Genomic DNA, 17636 nt, shown 5'->3' with positions numbered 1-17636 from the left:
CCGCCGAGGCTAGTAATCCACCGTCCGCCTGGCGCGGAGGTACAGCAGCCGCGGGATCGTCGCCGCCGCGGCGTACTCCGCAGCTCGGGCGAGGAATCCGGGCGGTGGAGCGGGCTCCTCCATCCGTTCGAGCACCAACCCGTTCGCCGCCAGCGCGTTCACGTAGCGACTGAGCGGACGGTGGATGAACGGGATGAACACCCCGCGCTCCACCTCCTCGAGCGTCTCGTCCTCGACCAGGTACGGCCCGATGCGCCAGTACTGCTCCGGCGGGTCGAGCACCTGGTCGTCGATCCACCCGCTGTTCGGCGTCTGCAGCAGGGGGTGGTTGAGGAAGAAGCAGAACCGCCCGCCCGGCGCAAGCACCCGCGCCACCTCGGCGATCGCCTCATCGACATCACGGATGTGCTCGAACACGAGGCAGGCGACGACGGCGTCGAAGCTGGCCTTGCGGAACGGCAGCGCGGCGGCGGCTGCCCGCGCGAACTGCGCTCCCCCACCGCGGCCCGCCGCCACCTGCACCATGTTCCACGTGGGGTCGACGCCGACCACGTGCTCGGCGCCACGTTCGACGGCAAGCCGGCTGAGCTGGCCGTCGCCGCACCCCACGTCGAGCACCCGTCTTGCCCCGGCGAGCTCCCGTGCGGCCAGGGGCAGGATCTGCTCCTCGTACTCGGGATCTGCGCCTGCGGTGAATCCGTCCACCCACCACTGCGTGTTCTGCTCCCACATCGCTGGCTCGCTCATCCGTCGGGATGGAACTTGGCGTAGACGGCCTGGGCGACCGGGTCGGGCAGCCAGCTGAGGGCGCGCAGGTCGTCGAGGCTCGCCCGCTTGACGGCGTTGACCCCGCCCATCGCCTGGACGAGCTTCTTCTTCCGCGTCTCGCCGAGTCCGGCGATGCCGTCGAGCGAGCTGGCCGTCATCCGCTTGCCGCGCAGCTCGCGGTGGAACATGTTCGCGAACCGGTGGGCCTCGTCGCGCACACGTTGCAGCAGGAACAGCGCCTCGCTGCCGCGGGGCACCTCGACCGGCTCCGCACGCCCGGGCACGAACACCTCTTCGAACCGCTTCGCGAGGGAGGCGACCGGGATCTCGTCTTCCAGGCCGAGCGAGCGCAGCACGCGCTCGGCGACCGCGAGCTGGCCCTTGCCGCCGTCGACGAGCAGCAGCTGCGGTGGGTAGGCGAAGCGCTTCGGGCGCGGCCGCGAGCCGTCGGCGAGCGACTCGACGTCGAGGGGCTGATCGCGCTCCTGCAAGTACGCCGAAAGACGCCTGGTGAGCACCTCGTCCATCGCTGCGAAGTCGTCGTTGCCGTCCACGGTGCGCACCTTGAACCGGCGGTACTCACGCTTCGCGGGCAGGCCGTCCTCGAGCACGACCATCGAGCCGACGTAGTCGGTGCCGTGCAGGTGGGCCATGTCGTAGCACTCGATCCGCAGTGGCGCCTCCGGCAGGCCGAGCAGGTCCTGCAGCTCGGTAAGTGCCCGGCTCCGCGCGTTGTGGTCGCTCGCGCGGCGCAGCCGGTGGCGGGTGAACTCCTCCTTCGCGTTGCGGGTGACGGTTTCGAGCAGGCTGCGCTTGTCCCCACGCTGAGGGACACGCACCTGCACCCGGGACCCGCGCTGGTGGCAGAGCCACTCCTCGTACGTGCCCAGGTCGTCGGGCTCGACCGGCACGAGCACCTGCTTGGGGAAGCCGTTCGACGGCTCGTCGCCGTACAACGCCTCGAGGATGCGGTCGACCAGGCCGCCGGGGCTGAGCTCTTCGACCTTGTCGACGACGAACCCCTTGCGCCCGACGACGCGTCCCCTGCGCACGTAGAACACCTGCACCGCGGCCTCGAAGTCGTCGTCGGCGATGCCGATCACGTCGAGGTCCTCGTTGCGTTCGGCGACCATCTGCTGCTTCTCGACGGCGCGCAGCACTGCGGCCAGCCGGTCGCGCAGGCGCGCCGCTCGCTCGTACTCCAGCTCCCCTGCCGCCGAGGCCATGTCGGACTGCAGGCGCCCGATGATCTCGTCGGTGTCGCCTTCCAAGAACTGGCAGAGCTCGACGACGAGCTGGCGGTACGCGACCTCGTCGATCTCGTCGACGCAGGGCCCGCTGCACTTCTCGATGTGGAACAGCAGGCACGGCCGCCCGAGCCGCGCGTGCTGGTTGAACTTGCCCGGGCTGCAGGTGCGGATGGGGAACGTGCGCAACAGCAGATCGAGCGTGTCGCGGATCGCGTACGCATGCGCGTACGGGCCGAAGTAGCGCACGCCCTTGCGCTTGCGGCCCCGCATCACGAGTGCCCGCGGCCACTGCTCGTCGACGGTGACCGCGAGGAAGGGATAGCTCTTGTCGTCACGCAGGCGCACGTTGAAGCGGGGGTGGTGCTCCTTGATCAAGGAGTACTCGAGCATCAGCGCCTCGACCTCGTTGCGCACCTCGATCCACTCCACCGACTCGGCCGTGGCCACCATCTGGGCGGTGCGCGGGTGCAGCCCGCGGACGTCCTGGAAGTAGTTGGAAAGGCGCTGACGCAAGCTCGATGCCTTGCCGACGTAGATCACCCGGCCCGCCGCGTCCTTGAACTGGTAAGAGCCCGGCGCGTCGGGGATCGTGCCGACAGGCGGGCGCTTCACCATCACGCGGGAGGATACGCGGGCCGCGACGGGACCGCGCGGGCACGCAGCCACCACGTGGCGACGATCAGCAACGCCGCCGCGGCGGTGGCTGCGTTGGCGAGCAGGTGATAACCCCATGCTTGCTTGACGAACCCGCTCGCGAACGCAGCGGCGCCGCCGCAGAGGCTCATGGTCAGGTCGGCCGTGCCCTGCACCTCTACCCGGCCATCGGCGTCGACGGACTCGGTCAGCAGAGCACTGCCCGCGATCAGGCCGAAGCTCCACCCCACGCCGAGCAGCAGCAGGCCGACGAACACGAGCGCCGGCACGTACCCGCCGACGACGGTGGTGACCGTGCCGATTCCGAGAACTGCTGCACCGGCGCCGATCGCCCTTACGCGCCCGATGCGGTCCGAGATGCGCCCGACCAGCGGTGCGAACCCGTACATCCCGACGATGTGCAGCGCGATCACGTAGGCCGACATGTCGGCATGGCCGTGATCCTTCATGTGCGGCGGGGTCATCGTCATGACCGCGACCATCGCGGTCTGCGACACGACCATCGCCGTCAACCCCAGCACCGCCGCCCGGCTGGCGGAGATCGTCCGGTAAGAGGAACGGACGTGGTGCAGTGGGTGGACGCGCTCGGCCTCGGGGTCGAGGGCCCCGGCCGCGGCGAGCGGGTCGGGGCGCAGGCGCCACCACGCGACCAGGGCCGCGATTGCGAACAGCGCCGCAGCGAACGCCACGGGGCCGACGAGACGGTCGAGCCCGACGGCCTCGGCGACGTCCTTCTCGAACGGCGTCAGCAGGGGGCCGAACACCGCGCCGAGCGTCCCGATCCAGACGACGGCGGCGATCGCCCGCGCCCGGTGCTCGGGCTCGGCGAGGTCAGCCGCGGCGTAGCGGCTCTGCAGCGTCGCCGCCTGCCCGGCGCCGAACAGCACCATGCCGGCCAGGTAGAGCCCGAACAGGCGGGTTTGCCCGCCGGCGACGGCGACGAGCGCCCCCACCGCGCCGATCGAGAACGCCCGCACCAGCCCCGGGCGCCGGCCGCGCCGGCGCATGAACGCAGAAAGCGGGACGGCCGTGAGCGCGCTTCCGATCGTGAAGCTCGCCCCGGCCGACCCGGCGAGCGCGTCGGATCCGAGCAGATCGGAGGCGAGCAGCGCGGACACCGCGACCACCCCGGCCACCGCCGCCTGCCCGGGAACCTGCACCATCCGCAGCGCGGTGATCGTCCGATGCTGGAGATGAGCGCGCTCGCCAGGCGTCGCCACCGGAAGTGTCAACGGTTGCCTGCCAGCACGCCGCGCAGGAAGCGGCCGGTGTGGCTGGCCTCCACCGAAGCGATGTGCTCCGGCGGCCCTGCGGCGACCACCATGCCGCCGCCGTTGCCGCCCTCGGGGCCGAGGTCGATCAGCCAGTCGGCGGACTTGACCACGTCGAGGCTGTGCTCGATGACGAGCACCGTGTTGCCCTGATCGACGAGACGGGAGAGCACCGTGAGCAGCTTGCGCACGTCGTCGAAGTGCAGCCCCGTGGTGGGCTCGTCGAGCAGGTAGATGGTGTGGCCGGTGGAGCGCTTGGCCAGCTCGCTCGCCAGCTTCACGCGCTGGGCCTCGCCGCCCGACAGCGTCGGTGCCGGCTGACCGAGGCGCACGTAGCCGAGGCCGACGTCGACCAGGGTCTGCATGTGGCGGGCGATGGCCGGCTGGTTCGCGAAGAAGTGCACCGCCTCTTCGATCGGCATGTCGAGCACGTCGGCGATGTTCTTGCCCTTGAACGTGATGTCGAGGGTGTCGCGGTTGTACCGCGCTCCCTTGCACACCTCGCACGGCACGTACACGTCGGGCAGGAAGTGCATCTCGATCTTCAGCGTGCCGTCGCCCGCGCAGGCGTCGCAGCGGCCACCTTGCACGTTGAAGCTGAACCGGCCGGGCAGGTAGCCGCGCACCTTGGCCTCGGCGGTGGTCGCGAACAACTTGCGGACGTGGTCGAACACGCCGGTGTAGGTGGCCGGGTTGGACCGCGGCGTGCGCCCGATCGGCGACTGGTCCATGTCGATCACCTTGTCGAGCAGCTCGACGCCGGTGACGCGCTTGTGCTTGCCGGGAGCGTCCTTGGACTTGTAGATGCGCTGCATCAGCACCGGCAGCAAGATGTCGCGCACGAGGGTGCTCTTGCCGCTGCCGGACACGCCGGTGACGCCGACGAAGCACCCGAGCGGGATGCTCACGTCGATGTCCTGCAGGTTGTGCTCGCGGGCGCCGACCACGTGCAGCCAGTCGTCGCCGGGCTCGCGCCGCACGGCCGGCACGGGGATCGACTTCTTGCCGGCCAGGTACTGGCCGGTGACCGAGTCCTTGACCCGCGTGATGCCCTTCACCGGGCCGCTGTACACGACGGCGCCGCCGTGTTCGCCGGCGCCGGGCCCGATGTCGACGATCCAGTCGCTCTCGCGGATGGTCTCCTCGTCGTGCTCCACGACGAGCACCGTGTTGCCCAGGTCGCGTAGACGCAGCAAGGTGTCGATCAGGCGCCGGTTGTCGCGCTGGTGCAGCCCGATCGAGGGCTCGTCGAGCACGTACAGCGTGCCGACCAGGCCGGAGCCGATCTGCGACGCGAGCCTGATGCGCTGTGCTTCGCCTCCGGCGAGGGTGGCCGCCGCGCGGCTGAGCGTGAGGTAGTCGAGCCCGACGTCGAGCAGGAAGCCGAGCCGGGCGTTGACCTCTTTCGTCACCCGCTCGGCGATGAGCCGGTCGCGCTCGGACAGCTCGAGCGCAGCGAGGAACTTGGCCGACTCCCCGATCGACATGTCGCACACCTGCGAGATGTTCTGGCCGCTGACCGTGACCGCGAGCGAGGCCGGCTTCAGCCGCGCCCCGTCGCATGCCGAGCACGGCACCTCGCGCATGTAGCCCTCGTACTGCTCGCGGCTCCAATCGCTCTCCGCTCCCTCGTGGCGGCGCTTGATCCACGGGATCACGCCCTCGTAGGCGGTGGAGTACTGGCGAGTACGGCCGTAGCGGTTGCGGTACTTGACCTGCAGGTTGCCCTCGACGCCGTGCAGGATCACCCGCTGCTGCTTGGCGCTGAGCTTGCCCCAGGGCTTCGCGAGGTCGATCCCCTCGGCCTCGGCGACGGCCTCGATCATCCGCGTGAAGTACTGGGTGTGGGCACTTCGCCACGGGGCGATGGCGCCGTCGGCGATCGACTGGTCGGGGTCGGGGACGATGAGCTCGGGGTCGACCTCGAACGTGGTGCCCAGCCCGTCGCACGCCTCACACGCCCCGTAGGGGCTGTTGAACGAGAAGTTGCGCGGTGCGGGCTCGCCGTAGCTCGTCGAGCACTTCGGGCAGGCCAGGTGCTGGCTGAACGTGAGCGTCTCGCTCTCGGCCTCGCCCTCGCGGGCGACGAGTTCGACCTCGGCCACGCCCTCGGCCAGCTTCAAGGCCGTCTCCAGGCTGTCGGTGAGGCGCCGCTCGATGCCGTCGCGGCGCACGAGCCGGTCGACGACCACCTCGATCGTGTGCTGCTCGTAGCGCGCGAGGCGTTCGTCGCGCTTCAAGAACTCGTCGATGTCGACGACTTCACCGTCGATGCGGGCGCGCACGAAGCCCTGTCCGGCGAGGTCGGCGAGCAGGGTGTCGTACTCGCCCTTGCGCCCGTGAACCACCGGGGCGAGCACCTGGAAGCGAGTGCCCTCGGGCAGCTCGAGGATGCGATCGACGATCTGCTGGGGCGTCTGGCGCTGCAGCCTGGTGCCGTCGTTCGGGCAGTGCTGCACACCGATGCGGGCGTAGAGCAGGCGGAGGTAGTCGTAGATCTCGGTGATCGTGCCGACGGTGGAGCGCGGGTTGCGGCTGGCCGACTTCTGGTCGATCGAGATCGCCGGCGAGAGCCCCTCGATCACGTCGACGTCGGGCTTGTCCATCTGACCGAGGAACTGGCGGGCGTAGGCGCTGAGCGACTCGACGTAGCGCCGCTGGCCCTCGGCGTAGATGGTGTCGAAGGCGAGGCTCGACTTGCCCGAACCGGACAGCCCGGTGAACACGATCAGCCGGTCGCGGGGCAGGTCGACCGAGATGTTCTTCAGGTTGTGCTCGCGCGCGCCCCGCACGACGATGCGATCGGAGGACATCGGCGTGAGGCTACCGACGCCCTCGGCGGACGAGTTCAGCCCGCATCGCGCAGCTCCCGGCGCAGGTCGTTGACCTCGTCACGCAGGCGCGCGGCGTACTCGAAGCGCAGCTCGGCGGCCGCTTCGTGCATCTCCTCTTCGAGGGTCTGGATCAGCCGCGCGAGCTCCTGCTGGGGCAGCGTGCGCAGCTCACGCTGCACGGCGGCCTTGTCGCGCTCGCGCTGGCGGCGGCGGTCCTTGCCCGGCAACGGCGCGGTGCCGTCGCCTTCGGGTCGCAGCAGCGACAAGATGTCGCCCACCGCCTTGCGGATGGTCTGGGGATTGATGCCGTTCTCGGCGTTGTACGCGATCTGGAGCCCGCGGCGCCGGTTGGTCTCGCCGATCGCCCGCTGCATCGACGCGGTGACCTGGTCGGCGTACATGATCACCTGCCCGTCGACGTTGCGGGCGGCGCGCCCGATCATCTGGATGAGCGAGGTCTCGCTGCGCAGGAAGCCTTCCTTGTCGGCGTCGAGGATGGCCACGAGCGACACCTCGGGCAGATCGAGGCCCTCACGCAACAGGTTGATGCCGACGAGGACGTCGAACTCGCCGAGGCGCAGCCCCCGGATGATCTCGATGCGCTGGATGGTGTCGACGTTGGAGTGCAGGTAGCGCACCCGCAGCCCTTGTTCGAGCAGGTACTCGGTGAGGTCCTCGGCCATCTTCTTCGTCAACGTGGTGACGAGCACGCGGTCACCCTTCAGCACGCGGGCCTGGACCTGATCCATCAGGTCGTCGATCTGGCCCTTGGTCGGCTTGATGACGACCTCTGGGTCGACGAGCCCGGTGGGGCGCACGATCTGTTCGACCACCTGGTTGGAGACCGACAGCTCGTATGCGCTCGGGGTGGCCGACAAGAACACGCACTGGTTGATCCGCCCGAGCACCTCTTCGAACGTGAGCGGGCGGTTGTCACGTGCACTCGGCAAGCGGAAGCCGTGCTCGACCAGCACGTCCTTGCGGCTGCGGTCGCCGGCGAACTGGCCGTGGAGCTGGGGGACGGCGACGTGGCTCTCGTCGATCACCATCATGAAGTCGTCGGGGAAGTAGTCGAGCAGGGTGAACGGCGGCTCGCCGGGCGAGCGGCCGTCGATGTGCATCGAGTAGTTCTCGATGCCGTTGCAGTAGCCGACCTCTTGGATCATCTCCAGGTCGTACTGGGTGCGCATCCGCAGGCGCTGGGCTTCGAGGAGCTTCGAGTTGTCCTCGAACCAGGCGAGCCGTTCCTGCAGCTCGGCCTCGATGCCGACCACGGCCCGACGCATGCGCTCGTCTCCGGCCACGTAGTGGGTGGCCGGGAAGACCATCGTCTCGCGCAGCTCACGCAGCGTCTCGCCGGTGAGCGGATCGAGCACGACGAGGCGCTCGACGGTGTCGCCGAACATCTCCACCCGCAGCACGGTCTCTTCGTAGGCGGGGTGGATCTCGATCGTGTCGCCGCGCACCCGGAACTTGCCGCGCCCGAGCGTCATGTCGTTGCGGTCGTACTGCAGGTCGACCAGGCGGCGCAGGATCGAGCGCATGTCGTAGTCGACCCCTACGTGCAGGTCGAGCAGCTGGCCCCGGTACTCGTCGGGGTCGCCCATGCCGTAGATGCACGACACCGAAGCGACCACGATGGTGTCGCGACGGGTGAGCAGCGCAGCCGTGGCCGAGTGGCGTAACCTGTCGATCTCGTCGTTGATCGAGGAGTCCTTCTCGATGTACGTGTCGCTCGACGGCAGGTAGGCCTCGGGCTGGTAGTAGTCGTAGTAGCTGACGAAGTACTCGACCCGGTTGTCGGGGAAGAACTCACGCATCTCCTGGGCGAGCTGGGCGGCGAGGCTCTTGTTGGGGGCGAGGATCAGCGTCGGTCGCTGCACGCGCTCGATCGTCCAGGCGATCGTGGCGCTCTTACCGGAGCCGGTGATGCCGAGCAGCGTCTGGAAGCGGTCGCCGCGCTCGATGCCCGCGGCGAGCTGGTCGATGGCCGCCGGCTGATCGCCTGCCGGGGCGAAGGAGGACACGACACGGAAGGGCGACGGCGTAGCCACCCCCTCACCCTACCCTGGGGGTGCGCGCCGCCGAACGCCTGTTCGATGGAATCCGAGAAGCGTGCCGGGAACTTCAGCGCGGTTGCGGGGCGACCGGCTGGTAGTCGTCGGGCAGCTGGGGCAGCGAGCACAGCCACTTCCACGCCCGCTCCACCTGGGGCACCAGCTCGGCCAGCGTGCCCGAGTTGTCGATCACCACGTCGGCGCCTTCCAGGCGCTGCTCACGCGTCGCCTGCCGAGAGATGCGGGCCCTGGCGTCGGCTTCGTCGAACCCACGCTGCTCGACGAGGCGGCGCACCTGGAGCTCGACCGGGGCGTCGACGACGATCTTGCCCTGCAGCCCCTCGCGCGGGTTCTCGGTGAGCAGCGGGATGTCGAGCACCACCACGTTCGTGGTCCCCACCTGTTCGAGCACCCGCCGGTTCATCTCGGCGCCGATCGCGGGGTGCACGATCTTGTTGAGCGCCTGCAACGCCTCGGGATCCTTGAACGCGATCTCGGCCATGGCTCCACGGTCGAGCGATCCGTCTGCGTTCAGCACCTCGGGGCCGAACCGCTGCGCAAGCGCGGCGAGCACGGGCGAGCCGGGGTCTTGCACCTCACGGGCGATCGCATCGGCGTCGATCACCACCGCCCCCCGCTCGGCGAGCAGCACCGCGACCGTCGACTTGCCCGACCCGATGCCTCCCGTCAGCCCGACGATCCTCATGTGCTCACCATAGGGTCGCGATTCCGGCCCGGTCGTGCCGCGCAGCGATCCACGACCGCGCTGAGCCTGCGAACTAGCGTGCCAGGCGAACATGCACGACGAGCAGCAGGCAGACGCCCGTTCCGCCGCTGCAGCCCCTGCCGAGCTGACGTGGCCGCTCGTCGAGCGACGCCAGCGTGCCTCGGGGCCGCCGGCCGGGATCGAGCGCCGCCAGCGCGAGATCGCGGACCCCCCGGCGGCACCACGAGACGTGCTGCTCGAGGCACCTCCCCTTGCTCCGTTCCGCCTCGCCGCGCTCGGGCTCTCGGTGCTCCAGGCCTTCGACGAGCTGCGCGAGGGGCAGGTCTGGACCTGGATCGCGCTCGGCGTGGTGACCGGCTACACCGTCGTCGCGACGATCCGCCCGATCTCGTACCGCGACACCGGCCGCCACCGCGGCCTCGTCGTCGCCGAGCTGGCCCTGCTCCTGGCCGTCGTCGTCACCACCGGGGGTTGGATCTCACCGTTCGCCTACACGCTGGTACCGGTGACGCTGCTGGCGGGTTTCGTCGCCGGGCTGCGCTTCGCCGTCGCGCTCACCTCCGCAACTATCGCGGTGCTGTTCGGCGAGGCCGTCGTCGTCGCCTCGCTCGACGATCGGGGCACGATCACCGCCGTCTGGAGCACGCTGTTGATGGTGGTCGCGCTGACCGCAGGCATCTCCCGCAAGGCGTTCGAGGCCACGGCGCGCACGAGGGCGATGGCGCTCGACCGGATGAGCCGGTTGGCGGAGGCGAACGCCTTGCTGTTCTCGTTGCAGCGGGTGGCGCAGACCCTGCCAGCGTCCCTCGACCTCGACGACGTGCTCGATTCCTCGATCACCCGCGTACGCGCGCTGATCCCCGCCGACGTCGTCACGGTGATGCTGTACAACGAATCCGACGGCACGTTCGAAGCGGTGCGCGGGCGCGGTTCGCGCGAACGCGAGGCGCTGTTGCCCGAGGAGCTGCCCCCTCCCCTGCGGCAGGCGACCACCGCCACCCGCGCGGTGTCGGTCGGCGACCTGCGTGCGAACGGGCCGGGCATCGCCGACGAGGCGACCGAGGGGATCTACGCCGGGCTCCGCGCGCGAGGAGCGCTCGTCGGGATGATCGCGGTCGAGTCCCGCGCCGGTGGCCACCTGGGCGCGCAGCAGGCCGAGGTGCTGACCGGGCTGACCGACGCGTTCGGTGTGGCGATCGACAACGCCCGGCTGTTCCGGCGCATCCGCAGCGTCGGTGCCGACGAGGAGCGGGCCCGCATCGCCCGTGACCTGCACGACCGCATCGGCAGCTCGCTGGCGCTGCTCGGGTTCGAGGTGGACGGCCTGATCGCGGCGTGCCGGCGCGGCGAGCACCCGCTAGAGCCGCTTGTCGATCTGCGCCAGCAGATCACCACCGTCGTCGGCGACGTGCGCGAGACGCTGTCCGACCTACGCGCCGAGGTGAAAGAGGACGCCGACCTCGTGACCGTGCTGGCGGACTTCCTCGGCCGGGTCGAGCAGCGCAGCACGATCCATGCCGAGCTGACGTCCTCGGTCAGCGGACGCCTGCCGCTGCCGGTGGAGAAGGAGCTGTGGCACATCGCGCGGGAGGCGATCACGAACGCCGAGAAGCACGCGGGCAGTGATCACGTCTACGTGGCGTGGAATTGCGACGGCGCCAACGCGGAGCTGGAGATCACCGACGACGGCCAGGGGTTCGCGAGGAGCGCAGGCCGTGCGGACTCGTACGGGCTCGTCGGCATGCGCGAGCGCGCGGCGGGCATCGGTGCCCAGATCTCGATCCGGTCGCACCCGGGTCAGGGCACGAGCGTGACTGTGCGGCTGATACCGAACGGAGAAGCGAGATGACGCTGAGGTTGGTGCTGGTGGACGACCACCAGATGTTGCGGGAAGGGCTGCGGCGCGGGCTGGAGGCCGAGGGCTTCGAAGTGGTCGGCGAGGCCGGCGACGGTGCCACCGGCGTGAAGCTGGCGCTGGAGACGCACCCCGACGTGGTGCTGATGGACGTCTCCATGCCCGAGTCCGACGGCATCGAGGCGACGCGCACCCTCACCCAGGCCGACGCCCGTCAACGCGTGGTGATGCTGACGATGCACATCGACCGCGACGTGATCGACCGGGCGATCAAGGCCGGCGCGGTCGGTTACCTCACCAAGGACTGCTCGATCCACGAGGTGGCCGAGGCCGTGCAGCTCGCCGCGAACGGCGACATGGCGCTGTCACCGAAGCTCGCGGCGAAGATGCTCGAAGAGGTCCGCCGGCCGACGGAGACCGGCGAAGGCGTGGTCACCCAGCGCGAGGAGGAAGTGCTCCAACTGATCGCCGACGGGCTGTCCACCCCCGAGATCGCCGGACGTCTGTACATCAGCCAGAAGACGGTGAAGAACCACCTGGCCTCGATCTACGCCAAGCTCGACGCGCGTGACCGCACGCAGGCGGTGTTGACCGCAGTGCGGATGGGGATCGTGAAGCTGGTCTGAGGCCGGCTCAGGCGTCGGCGTCGGCCGGTGCCTCGGCGTCGGCCGGTGCCTCGACGTCGGCGGCCACTTCTACTTCTGCGGCCACTACGGCTTCGGCGGGTACCTCGACGGCTGGGGCGGCTTCTGCGGGCACCTCGACGTCGACCGCGGTCTCCGCCGCAGCGGGCGCCTCGGCGCCGGCATCGGTGGGCGCCTCGCCGCCGGTCTCGCGGAAGTACTCGGCCCAGGCCGCCTCGCGCTCTGCGTCTTCGGCACCGGCCGTCCAGTTGCCGTGCTCGTCGACCTCGAAGTGCTCGCGGTACTCGGCGGCGAGCTCGCCGCCTTCTGCCGCCTGCTTGATCGACAGGCTGATCCGGCGTCGGCCGAGGTCGAGGTCGATGATCTTCACCCACAGCTCCTCGCCGGGGGTGACCACCGTCTCCGGAGCGTCGACGTGATGCGAGCTCATTTCGGAGATGTGGACCAGGCCCTCGATGCCCTCGCCGACCTGCACGAACGCGCCGAACGGGACGAGCTTGGTGACCCGCCCGTAGACGAGCTGGCCCACCTCGTGCGTGGACGCGAACTCCTGCCACGGGTCCTGCTGGGTGGCCTTCAGCGACAAGCTGATCCGCTCACGGTCGAAGTCGACGTCGAGCACCTGCACGGTCACCTCGTCGCCCACCTGCACCACCGAGCTCGGGTGGTCGACGTGCTTCCACGACAGCTCCGACACGTGGATCAGGCCGTCCATGCCGCCGAGGTCGACGAACGCACCGAAGGACACCACGCTCGACACCACGCCGGTGCGGGTCTCGCCGGGCTTCAAGTTGGTCAGGAACTCGTCGCGGGCCTCCTTCTGGGTCTCCTCCAGATAGGCGCGCCGCGACAGCACGACGTTGTTGCGGTTCTTGTCGAGCTCGATGATCTTGGCTTGCAGCACCTTGCCCACGTAGGGCTGCAGGTCGCGCACCCGGCGCAGCTCGACGAGCGACGCGGGCAGGAAGCCGCGCAGGCCGATGTCGATGATGAGACCGCCCTTGACGACCTCGATCACCGGACCTTCGACGACGCCCTCGGCCTCCTTGACCTGCTCGATCGTGCCCCACGCGCGCTCGTACTGGGCGCGCTTCTTGGACAGCAGCAGCCGGCCTTCTTTGTCTTCCTTCGTCAGCACCAGCGCCTCGACCTGGTCGCCGAGGGACACGATCTCGTGCGGGTTGACGTCGTTGCGGATGCTGAGCTCACGCGCCGGGATGACGCCTTCGGACTTGTAGCCGATGTCGAGCAGCACCTCGTCCTTGTCGACTTTGACGACGGTGCCGTTGACGATCTGGCCGTCGTCGACGTCGACGAGCGTGCCGTCGATTGCGTCTGCGAAGGACACGCCGAGATCGTTCTCGGTGATCTGGCGGGGGGTGTAGTTGCCCTCCTCGTCGAAGGAGCCCATCGAGGAGCCCGTCGAGGCGGAGGTGGTCTGAGTGTCGGACAACGGAGGGGATCTCTTTCGGCTGACGAAGGAACGATGCACGCCTGACACCACGCCGGCGCCAGGACCGGGGAAGGTTAGCACCGCCTGCGGCGAACACCCCAGGCACCAGCGCTGACGTGGGCGGCGTCGGTCACCCGGCGCGGCGTGCGACCACGAGGAACTCCGGTGACTCGGTCGTCGGCTCGGCAGCGCCGTAGGCGCCGGGTTCCACGGACGAGATCGACTCCACTTCCAGCCCCCGCGCCCGCAGCAGCAGACGGAGCTCGCGCGGCGTGTAGCAGCCGGTCCAGAGGTCGACCTCGCGTTCGGCACCGGCCTCGTTGCGCACGGTGGTGCGCTCGTGGCTCAACCCGCGACCGGCGTCGAAGGTTGCCGCGTCGTGATAGCGCACCGCGAAGTAGGCGTTGAAGGCGCTCAGCGCGAGCACTCCGGAGGGGCGCAGCGCACGCGCGATCCCGTCGAGCACGAGCTCGTCTTCGCCGGGAACGGTCATCAGCCCGAACGCCCCTTGGCAGAGACAGATCACCGCGTCGAAGCAGCCGGCGAGGCGATCCTCCCGAACGAGGCGCCTGGCGTCGAGGCGCTCGAAGGTGGCGCCCGCGGGCGCGGCTTCGCGAGCCAGCTCCACGAACCGCTCGCTGATGTCGACGCCGTGCACCGACAAGCCGCGCCGCGCGAGCTCGTGGGCGTGGCGGCCAGGACCGCAGCCGACGTCGAGCACGCGCTGGCCCGGGGCCAGCCCGAGCGCGGCTACCAGGTGGTCGACCTCCTGGTGGGTCCCCTTCGTGAACGAGTACCGCAGGTAGGCCGCGCCGAGGTGGTCGGCGACGGGCTCGAACCAGTGGTCAGAGCTTGGCATCGGCCCAGGTCGTCCCCCAGGTGACGTTCACCTCGAGCGGCACGTTCAGCTCGGCCGCGCCGCGCATCAGCTCGACCACCTGGGGCCCGACGACTTCGCGCTCGGCGTCGGGGACCTCGACGAGCACCTCGTCGTGCACCTGCAGCACCAGCCGGCTCGCGCGCCGCTCGTTCTCGAGCGCGGCGTCGATCCGCACCAGCGCCACCTTGAAGATGTCGGCGGCCAGGCCCTGGATCCCGGCGTTCATCGCCTGGCGCTCGCCGGCCTGGCGGATGCGGTAGTTGGAGCTGAGCAGCTCCGGGATCGGACGCCGCCTCCCGAACAGGGTCTCGGTGTAGCCGCGCTCGCGCGCCTCGTACACCGTGTGGTCCATGTACGCCTTCACGTTCGGGAATGCGACGAAATAGGCGTCGAGGATGACCGCGGCCTCTTCGGTCGGGATGTTCAGCCGCTGCCCGAGACCGTGCGCCTCCATCCCGTAGGCGAGCCCGTAGGAGACCATCTTCGCCTTCGACCGTTGCTCCACGGTCACGGTGCTCGGCTCGACGCCGAACACCCGCGCAGCCGTGGCGCGGTGGATGTCCTCGCCGCCGGTGAACGCCGCGATCAGGCCGGGGTCGGCGGCGAGGTGGGCGATGCAGCGCAGCTCGATCTGGTTGTAGTCGGCGACGAGCAGGACGTGGCCGGGCGCGGGCACGAAAGCACGGCGGAACTGGCGGCCTTCCTCACTGCGGACGGGGATGTTGTGCAGGTTCGGGCGGTCGCTCGACAGGCGCCCGGTTCTCGCCACGGTCTGGTTGAAGGTGGCGTGGATGCGGCCGTCCGCGGCCACCTCGGCGAGCAGACCCTCGCCGTAGGTGCCGCGCAGCTTCTCGACTTCGCGGTACTGCAGCAGCGGGTCGATCAGCTCCGGCCACTGGTCGCGCAACCTGACGAGGGATGCGGCGTCGGTCGAGTACCCGGTCTTCGTCTTCTTCTGGCCGCTCAGCCCACGCTCGTCGAAGAGGATCTCGCGCAGCTGGGTCGGCGAGTTCACGTTGAACGGCCGACCGACGACGTCTTGGAGCACGGCGGTGAGGCGCTGCACCTCGGCCGACAGCCGCTCGTTCAGCTTGCTCAGCTCTTCGCGGTCGACAGCGATGCCGGCGTGCTCCATCTTCGCGAGCACCCGCACCAGCGGGTTCTCGATCTCGTCGTAGAGCGCCGCCATGCCTTGGCGCTCGAGCGCCGCGCCGAGCGCACCGGCAAGGTGGTGCACGGCCAGTGCGTCGCGGCCCGCGCGCTGCGCGTCGTCGGGACCGCCTCCGAAGTCGAGCTGGCCGGTTGCCGCGGCCTCGCCGTCGGGGCGGCGGAACGTCGTGTAGCGCCCGAGCAGGTCGTCGAGCGCGTAGCGGGTCTCGGCGGGATCGATCAGGTAGGCGGCGATCGCGGTGTCGAGCTGCAGTTGGGTGAGATCGGCCCCGCGAGCGAGCAGCCAGCACATCAGCGGCTTCACCTGGTGCGCCCGCAGCGGACGCTCGACGAGCGCGCCGAGCACCGCGGGGTCGCCGAGTTGCGATCCCGGGATCCAGGCGACCTCCCCCACCGAAGGGTCGGTCACCACCGCCACTCCGATCAGCTCGCTGCGCCCCGGCTCTCCCGCCCAAGCCGGGGCGAGGTCACGCACGGGGAGTGCGGCGAGCGCAGCGAGCGACTCGGCCGGCGTCGGGCAGGCACGAACCTCGGCCTCGAGCACCTCGCCGCCATTACCGAGCTCGAGGCGCTTGACACCGGTGCCGGCGAGGGCCTCGTCGAGGCGATCGGCGAGCGTGCGGAACTCGAGGAACTCGAACAGCCGCTTCACATCGCCGGGCTTGGGTGCCACGCCGAGCAGCTCACGGTCGCCGAGGTCGATCGCCTCGACCGGCGCGTCGCGGCGCAGCACCATCACCTCTGCGTTGCGGCGAACCCGGGCCTCGTGCTCGGCCAGCGCCGCGCTCAGCTTGGGCGTCTGCTCGCCGACGTGGGCGAAGATCCCGTCGATGCCGCCGTACGTGTTGATCAGCTTGGCAGCGGTCTTCTCCCCCACCCCTGGGACGCCGGCGAGGTTGTCCGAGGGGTCGCCGCGGAGCGCTGCGTATTCGGGGTACTGCGCCGGGGTGACCCCGGTGCGCTCGGCGATGCCCGCTTCGTCGTAGAGCGCGTAGTCGCTCACGCCCCTGCGGTTGTAGAGCACCTTCACCAGCGGGTCGTGGACGAGCTGGTATGCGTCGCGATCGCCGGTGACGATGACCACCTCATGACCCTCGGCCTCGGCTCGCGTAGCGAGGGTGGCGATGACGTCGTCGGCCTCGAATCCGGGCAGCTCGACCGCCACGATGCCGAGCGCATCGAGCACCTCACGCACGAGACCCATCTGCTGGCGCAAGATGTCGGGCGCCGCCTCGCGCTGCGCCTTGTACTCGGGGACCGCCTCGTGGCGGAACGTCGGCTCCGGGCGGTCGAACGCGACGAGGATCCCGTCCGGGCGATGGTCCTTCAACAGGTTGACGAGCATCGAGGTGAACCCGAACACGGCGTTCGTGACCTGCCCGCTCGCCGTCGCCATGTCGCTCGGCAACGCGAAGAAGGCCCGGTAGGTGAGCGAGTTCCCGTCGAGCAGCAGCAGCTTCACGGGTGCAGCTCGCCCGCCAGCACACGTTCGGCGACGTCACGCATGCGGCTGCGCTCACTCATCGCGGTGCGCTGGATGAAGCGGAAGGCGTCCTGCTCGCGCAGGCCGTGCTCGTCCATCAGCTTGCCCTTGGCGCGGTCGATCACCTTGCGCGACTCGAGCTGTTCGCCGAGGGAGTCGACCTCGCCCGACAGCGCCTGCAGCTCGCGGAAGCGCCCAATCGCGACCTCGATCGCGGGGATCAGGTCGCTCTTCTGGAACGGCTTGACGAGGTACGCGAGGGCTCCTGCGTCACGGGCCTGCTCGACGACCTCGCGCTGGCTGAACGCGGTGAGCACCAGCACGGCGCAGATGCGCTCGTCGCTGACGACCCGTGCCGCCTCCAGACCGTCCATGCCGGGCATCTTGATGTCGAGGATGGCGAGGTCGGGTCGCAGCGCTCGGGTGAGCTCCACCGCCTCATCGCCGCGGCCGGTCTCGCCGACCACGTCGTAGCCCTCCTCCTCCAGGGTCTCCCGCAGGTCGAGCCGGATGATGGCCTCGTCCTCGGCGATGACGACGCGGATGCTCACGGGCGTGTTCCTTTCGCTGGCGTGGCCACCGCCATTCAA

At 69.8% G+C, this 17636-nt stretch carries 12 protein-coding genes; 2 read left to right on the top strand and 10 right to left on the bottom strand.

Annotated elements, in window-relative coordinates:
• Nucleotides 1–9: 9 nt before the first annotated feature.
• From IPM43_14625 to IPM43_14600, 6 genes are all read right to left on the bottom strand, one after another.
• A complete protein-coding gene (locus IPM43_14625) occupies nucleotides 10–747 on the bottom strand; it encodes a class I SAM-dependent methyltransferase (GenBank protein ID QQS24609.1) in 738 nt (245 codons plus the stop codon).
• Nucleotides 744–2633 carry an excinuclease ABC subunit UvrC gene (gene uvrC / locus IPM43_14620; protein QQS24608.1) on the bottom strand — a complete coding sequence of 630 codons (1890 nt, stop codon included), beginning with the start codon at nucleotides 2631–2633 and terminating at the stop codon, nucleotides 744–746. Before uvrC ends, IPM43_14625 begins: the two co-directional genes overlap by 4 nt.
• Nucleotides 2633–3892 carry an MFS transporter gene (locus IPM43_14615; protein ID QQS24607.1) on the bottom strand — a complete coding sequence of 420 codons (1260 nt, stop codon included), beginning with the start codon at nucleotides 3890–3892 and terminating at the stop codon, nucleotides 2633–2635. Before IPM43_14615 ends, uvrC begins: the two co-directional genes overlap by 1 nt.
• Before the next feature lie 8 nt (nucleotides 3893–3900).
• A complete protein-coding gene (gene uvrA, locus IPM43_14610; protein QQS24606.1) occupies nucleotides 3901–6756 on the bottom strand; it encodes an excinuclease ABC subunit UvrA in 2856 nt (951 codons plus the stop codon).
• Between the two features lie 35 nt (nucleotides 6757–6791).
• The gene (uvrB, locus tag IPM43_14605; GenBank protein ID QQS24605.1) at nucleotides 6792–8831 is read right to left on the bottom strand and encodes an excinuclease ABC subunit UvrB; all 2040 of its coding nucleotides are present in this window, start codon (nucleotides 8829–8831) and stop codon (nucleotides 6792–6794) included.
• Nucleotides 8832–8904: 73 nt separating this feature from the next.
• On the bottom strand, nucleotides 8905–9540 hold the full coding sequence (locus tag IPM43_14600) for a dephospho-CoA kinase (protein ID QQS24604.1): 636 nt from the start codon (nucleotides 9538–9540) through the stop codon (nucleotides 8905–8907).
• Nucleotides 9541–9631: 91 nt separating this feature from the next.
• Here IPM43_14600 and IPM43_14595 point away from each other — a divergent pair, with 91 nt between their 5' ends.
• Both IPM43_14595 and IPM43_14590 read left to right on the top strand, forming a co-directional pair.
• Nucleotides 9632–11410 (top strand): hypothetical protein, encoded by a 1779-nt coding sequence (locus IPM43_14595; protein QQS24603.1) that lies wholly within the window; start codon nucleotides 9632–9634, stop codon nucleotides 11408–11410.
• On the top strand, nucleotides 11407–12042 hold the full coding sequence (locus tag IPM43_14590) for a response regulator transcription factor (protein ID QQS24602.1): 636 nt from the start codon (nucleotides 11407–11409) through the stop codon (nucleotides 12040–12042). Before IPM43_14595 ends, IPM43_14590 begins: the two co-directional genes overlap by 4 nt.
• A 7-nt stretch (nucleotides 12043–12049) precedes the next feature.
• Here the strand turns inward: IPM43_14590 and rpsA are convergent, their stop codons facing one another.
• From rpsA to IPM43_14570, 4 genes are all read right to left on the bottom strand, one after another.
• On the bottom strand, nucleotides 12050–13471 hold the full coding sequence (gene rpsA, locus IPM43_14585) for a 30S ribosomal protein S1 (GenBank protein ID QQS24601.1): 1422 nt from the start codon (nucleotides 13469–13471) through the stop codon (nucleotides 12050–12052).
• A gap of 172 nt (nucleotides 13472–13643) precedes the next feature.
• A complete protein-coding gene (locus tag IPM43_14580; protein ID QQS24600.1) occupies nucleotides 13644–14372 on the bottom strand; it encodes a class I SAM-dependent methyltransferase in 729 nt (242 codons plus the stop codon).
• The gene (gene polA / locus IPM43_14575; GenBank protein ID QQS24599.1) at nucleotides 14359–17025 is read right to left on the bottom strand and encodes a DNA polymerase I; all 2667 of its coding nucleotides are present in this window, start codon (nucleotides 17023–17025) and stop codon (nucleotides 14359–14361) included. Before polA ends, IPM43_14580 begins: the two co-directional genes overlap by 14 nt.
• Nucleotides 17022–17636, bottom strand: coding sequence for a response regulator (locus IPM43_14570; protein QQS24598.1), 615 nt, complete (start codon nucleotides 17634–17636; stop codon nucleotides 17022–17024). Before IPM43_14570 ends, polA begins: the two co-directional genes overlap by 4 nt.

It is taken from the genome of Actinomycetota bacterium (genome assembly GCA_016700055.1).
In the GTDB taxonomy this organism is placed as follows: Bacteria; Actinomycetota; Acidimicrobiia; order Acidimicrobiales; family Ilumatobacteraceae; genus Kalu-18.
The sequence above is the reverse complement of the archived record's forward strand: the minus strand, read 5'-3'. Positions and strand labels throughout refer to the sequence as shown.

Excerpts from the sequence above, each read along its gene's own strand:
- IPM43_14595 (QQS24603.1), top strand. The coding sequence starts at position 9,632 with ATGCACGACGAGCAGCAGGCAGACGCCCGTTCCGCCGCTGCAGCCCCT.
- uvrA (QQS24606.1), bottom strand. The coding sequence starts at position 6,756 with ATGTCCTCCGATCGCATCGTCGTGCGGGGCGCGCGCGAGCACAACCTG.
- IPM43_14580 (QQS24600.1), bottom strand. The coding sequence starts at position 14,372 with ATGCCAAGCTCTGACCACTGGTTCGAGCCCGTCGCCGACCACCTCGGC.
- rpsA (QQS24601.1), bottom strand. The coding sequence starts at position 13,471 with ATGGGCTCCTTCGACGAGGAGGGCAACTACACCCCCCGCCAGATCACC.
- IPM43_14600 (QQS24604.1), bottom strand. The coding sequence starts at position 9,540 with ATGAGGATCGTCGGGCTGACGGGAGGCATCGGGTCGGGCAAGTCGACG.
- uvrC (QQS24608.1), bottom strand. The coding sequence starts at position 2,633 with ATGGTGAAGCGCCCGCCTGTCGGCACGATCCCCGACGCGCCGGGCTCT.
- IPM43_14590 (QQS24602.1), top strand. The coding sequence starts at position 11,407 with ATGACGCTGAGGTTGGTGCTGGTGGACGACCACCAGATGTTGCGGGAA.
- IPM43_14625 (QQS24609.1), bottom strand. The coding sequence starts at position 747 with ATGAGCGAGCCAGCGATGTGGGAGCAGAACACGCAGTGGTGGGTGGAC.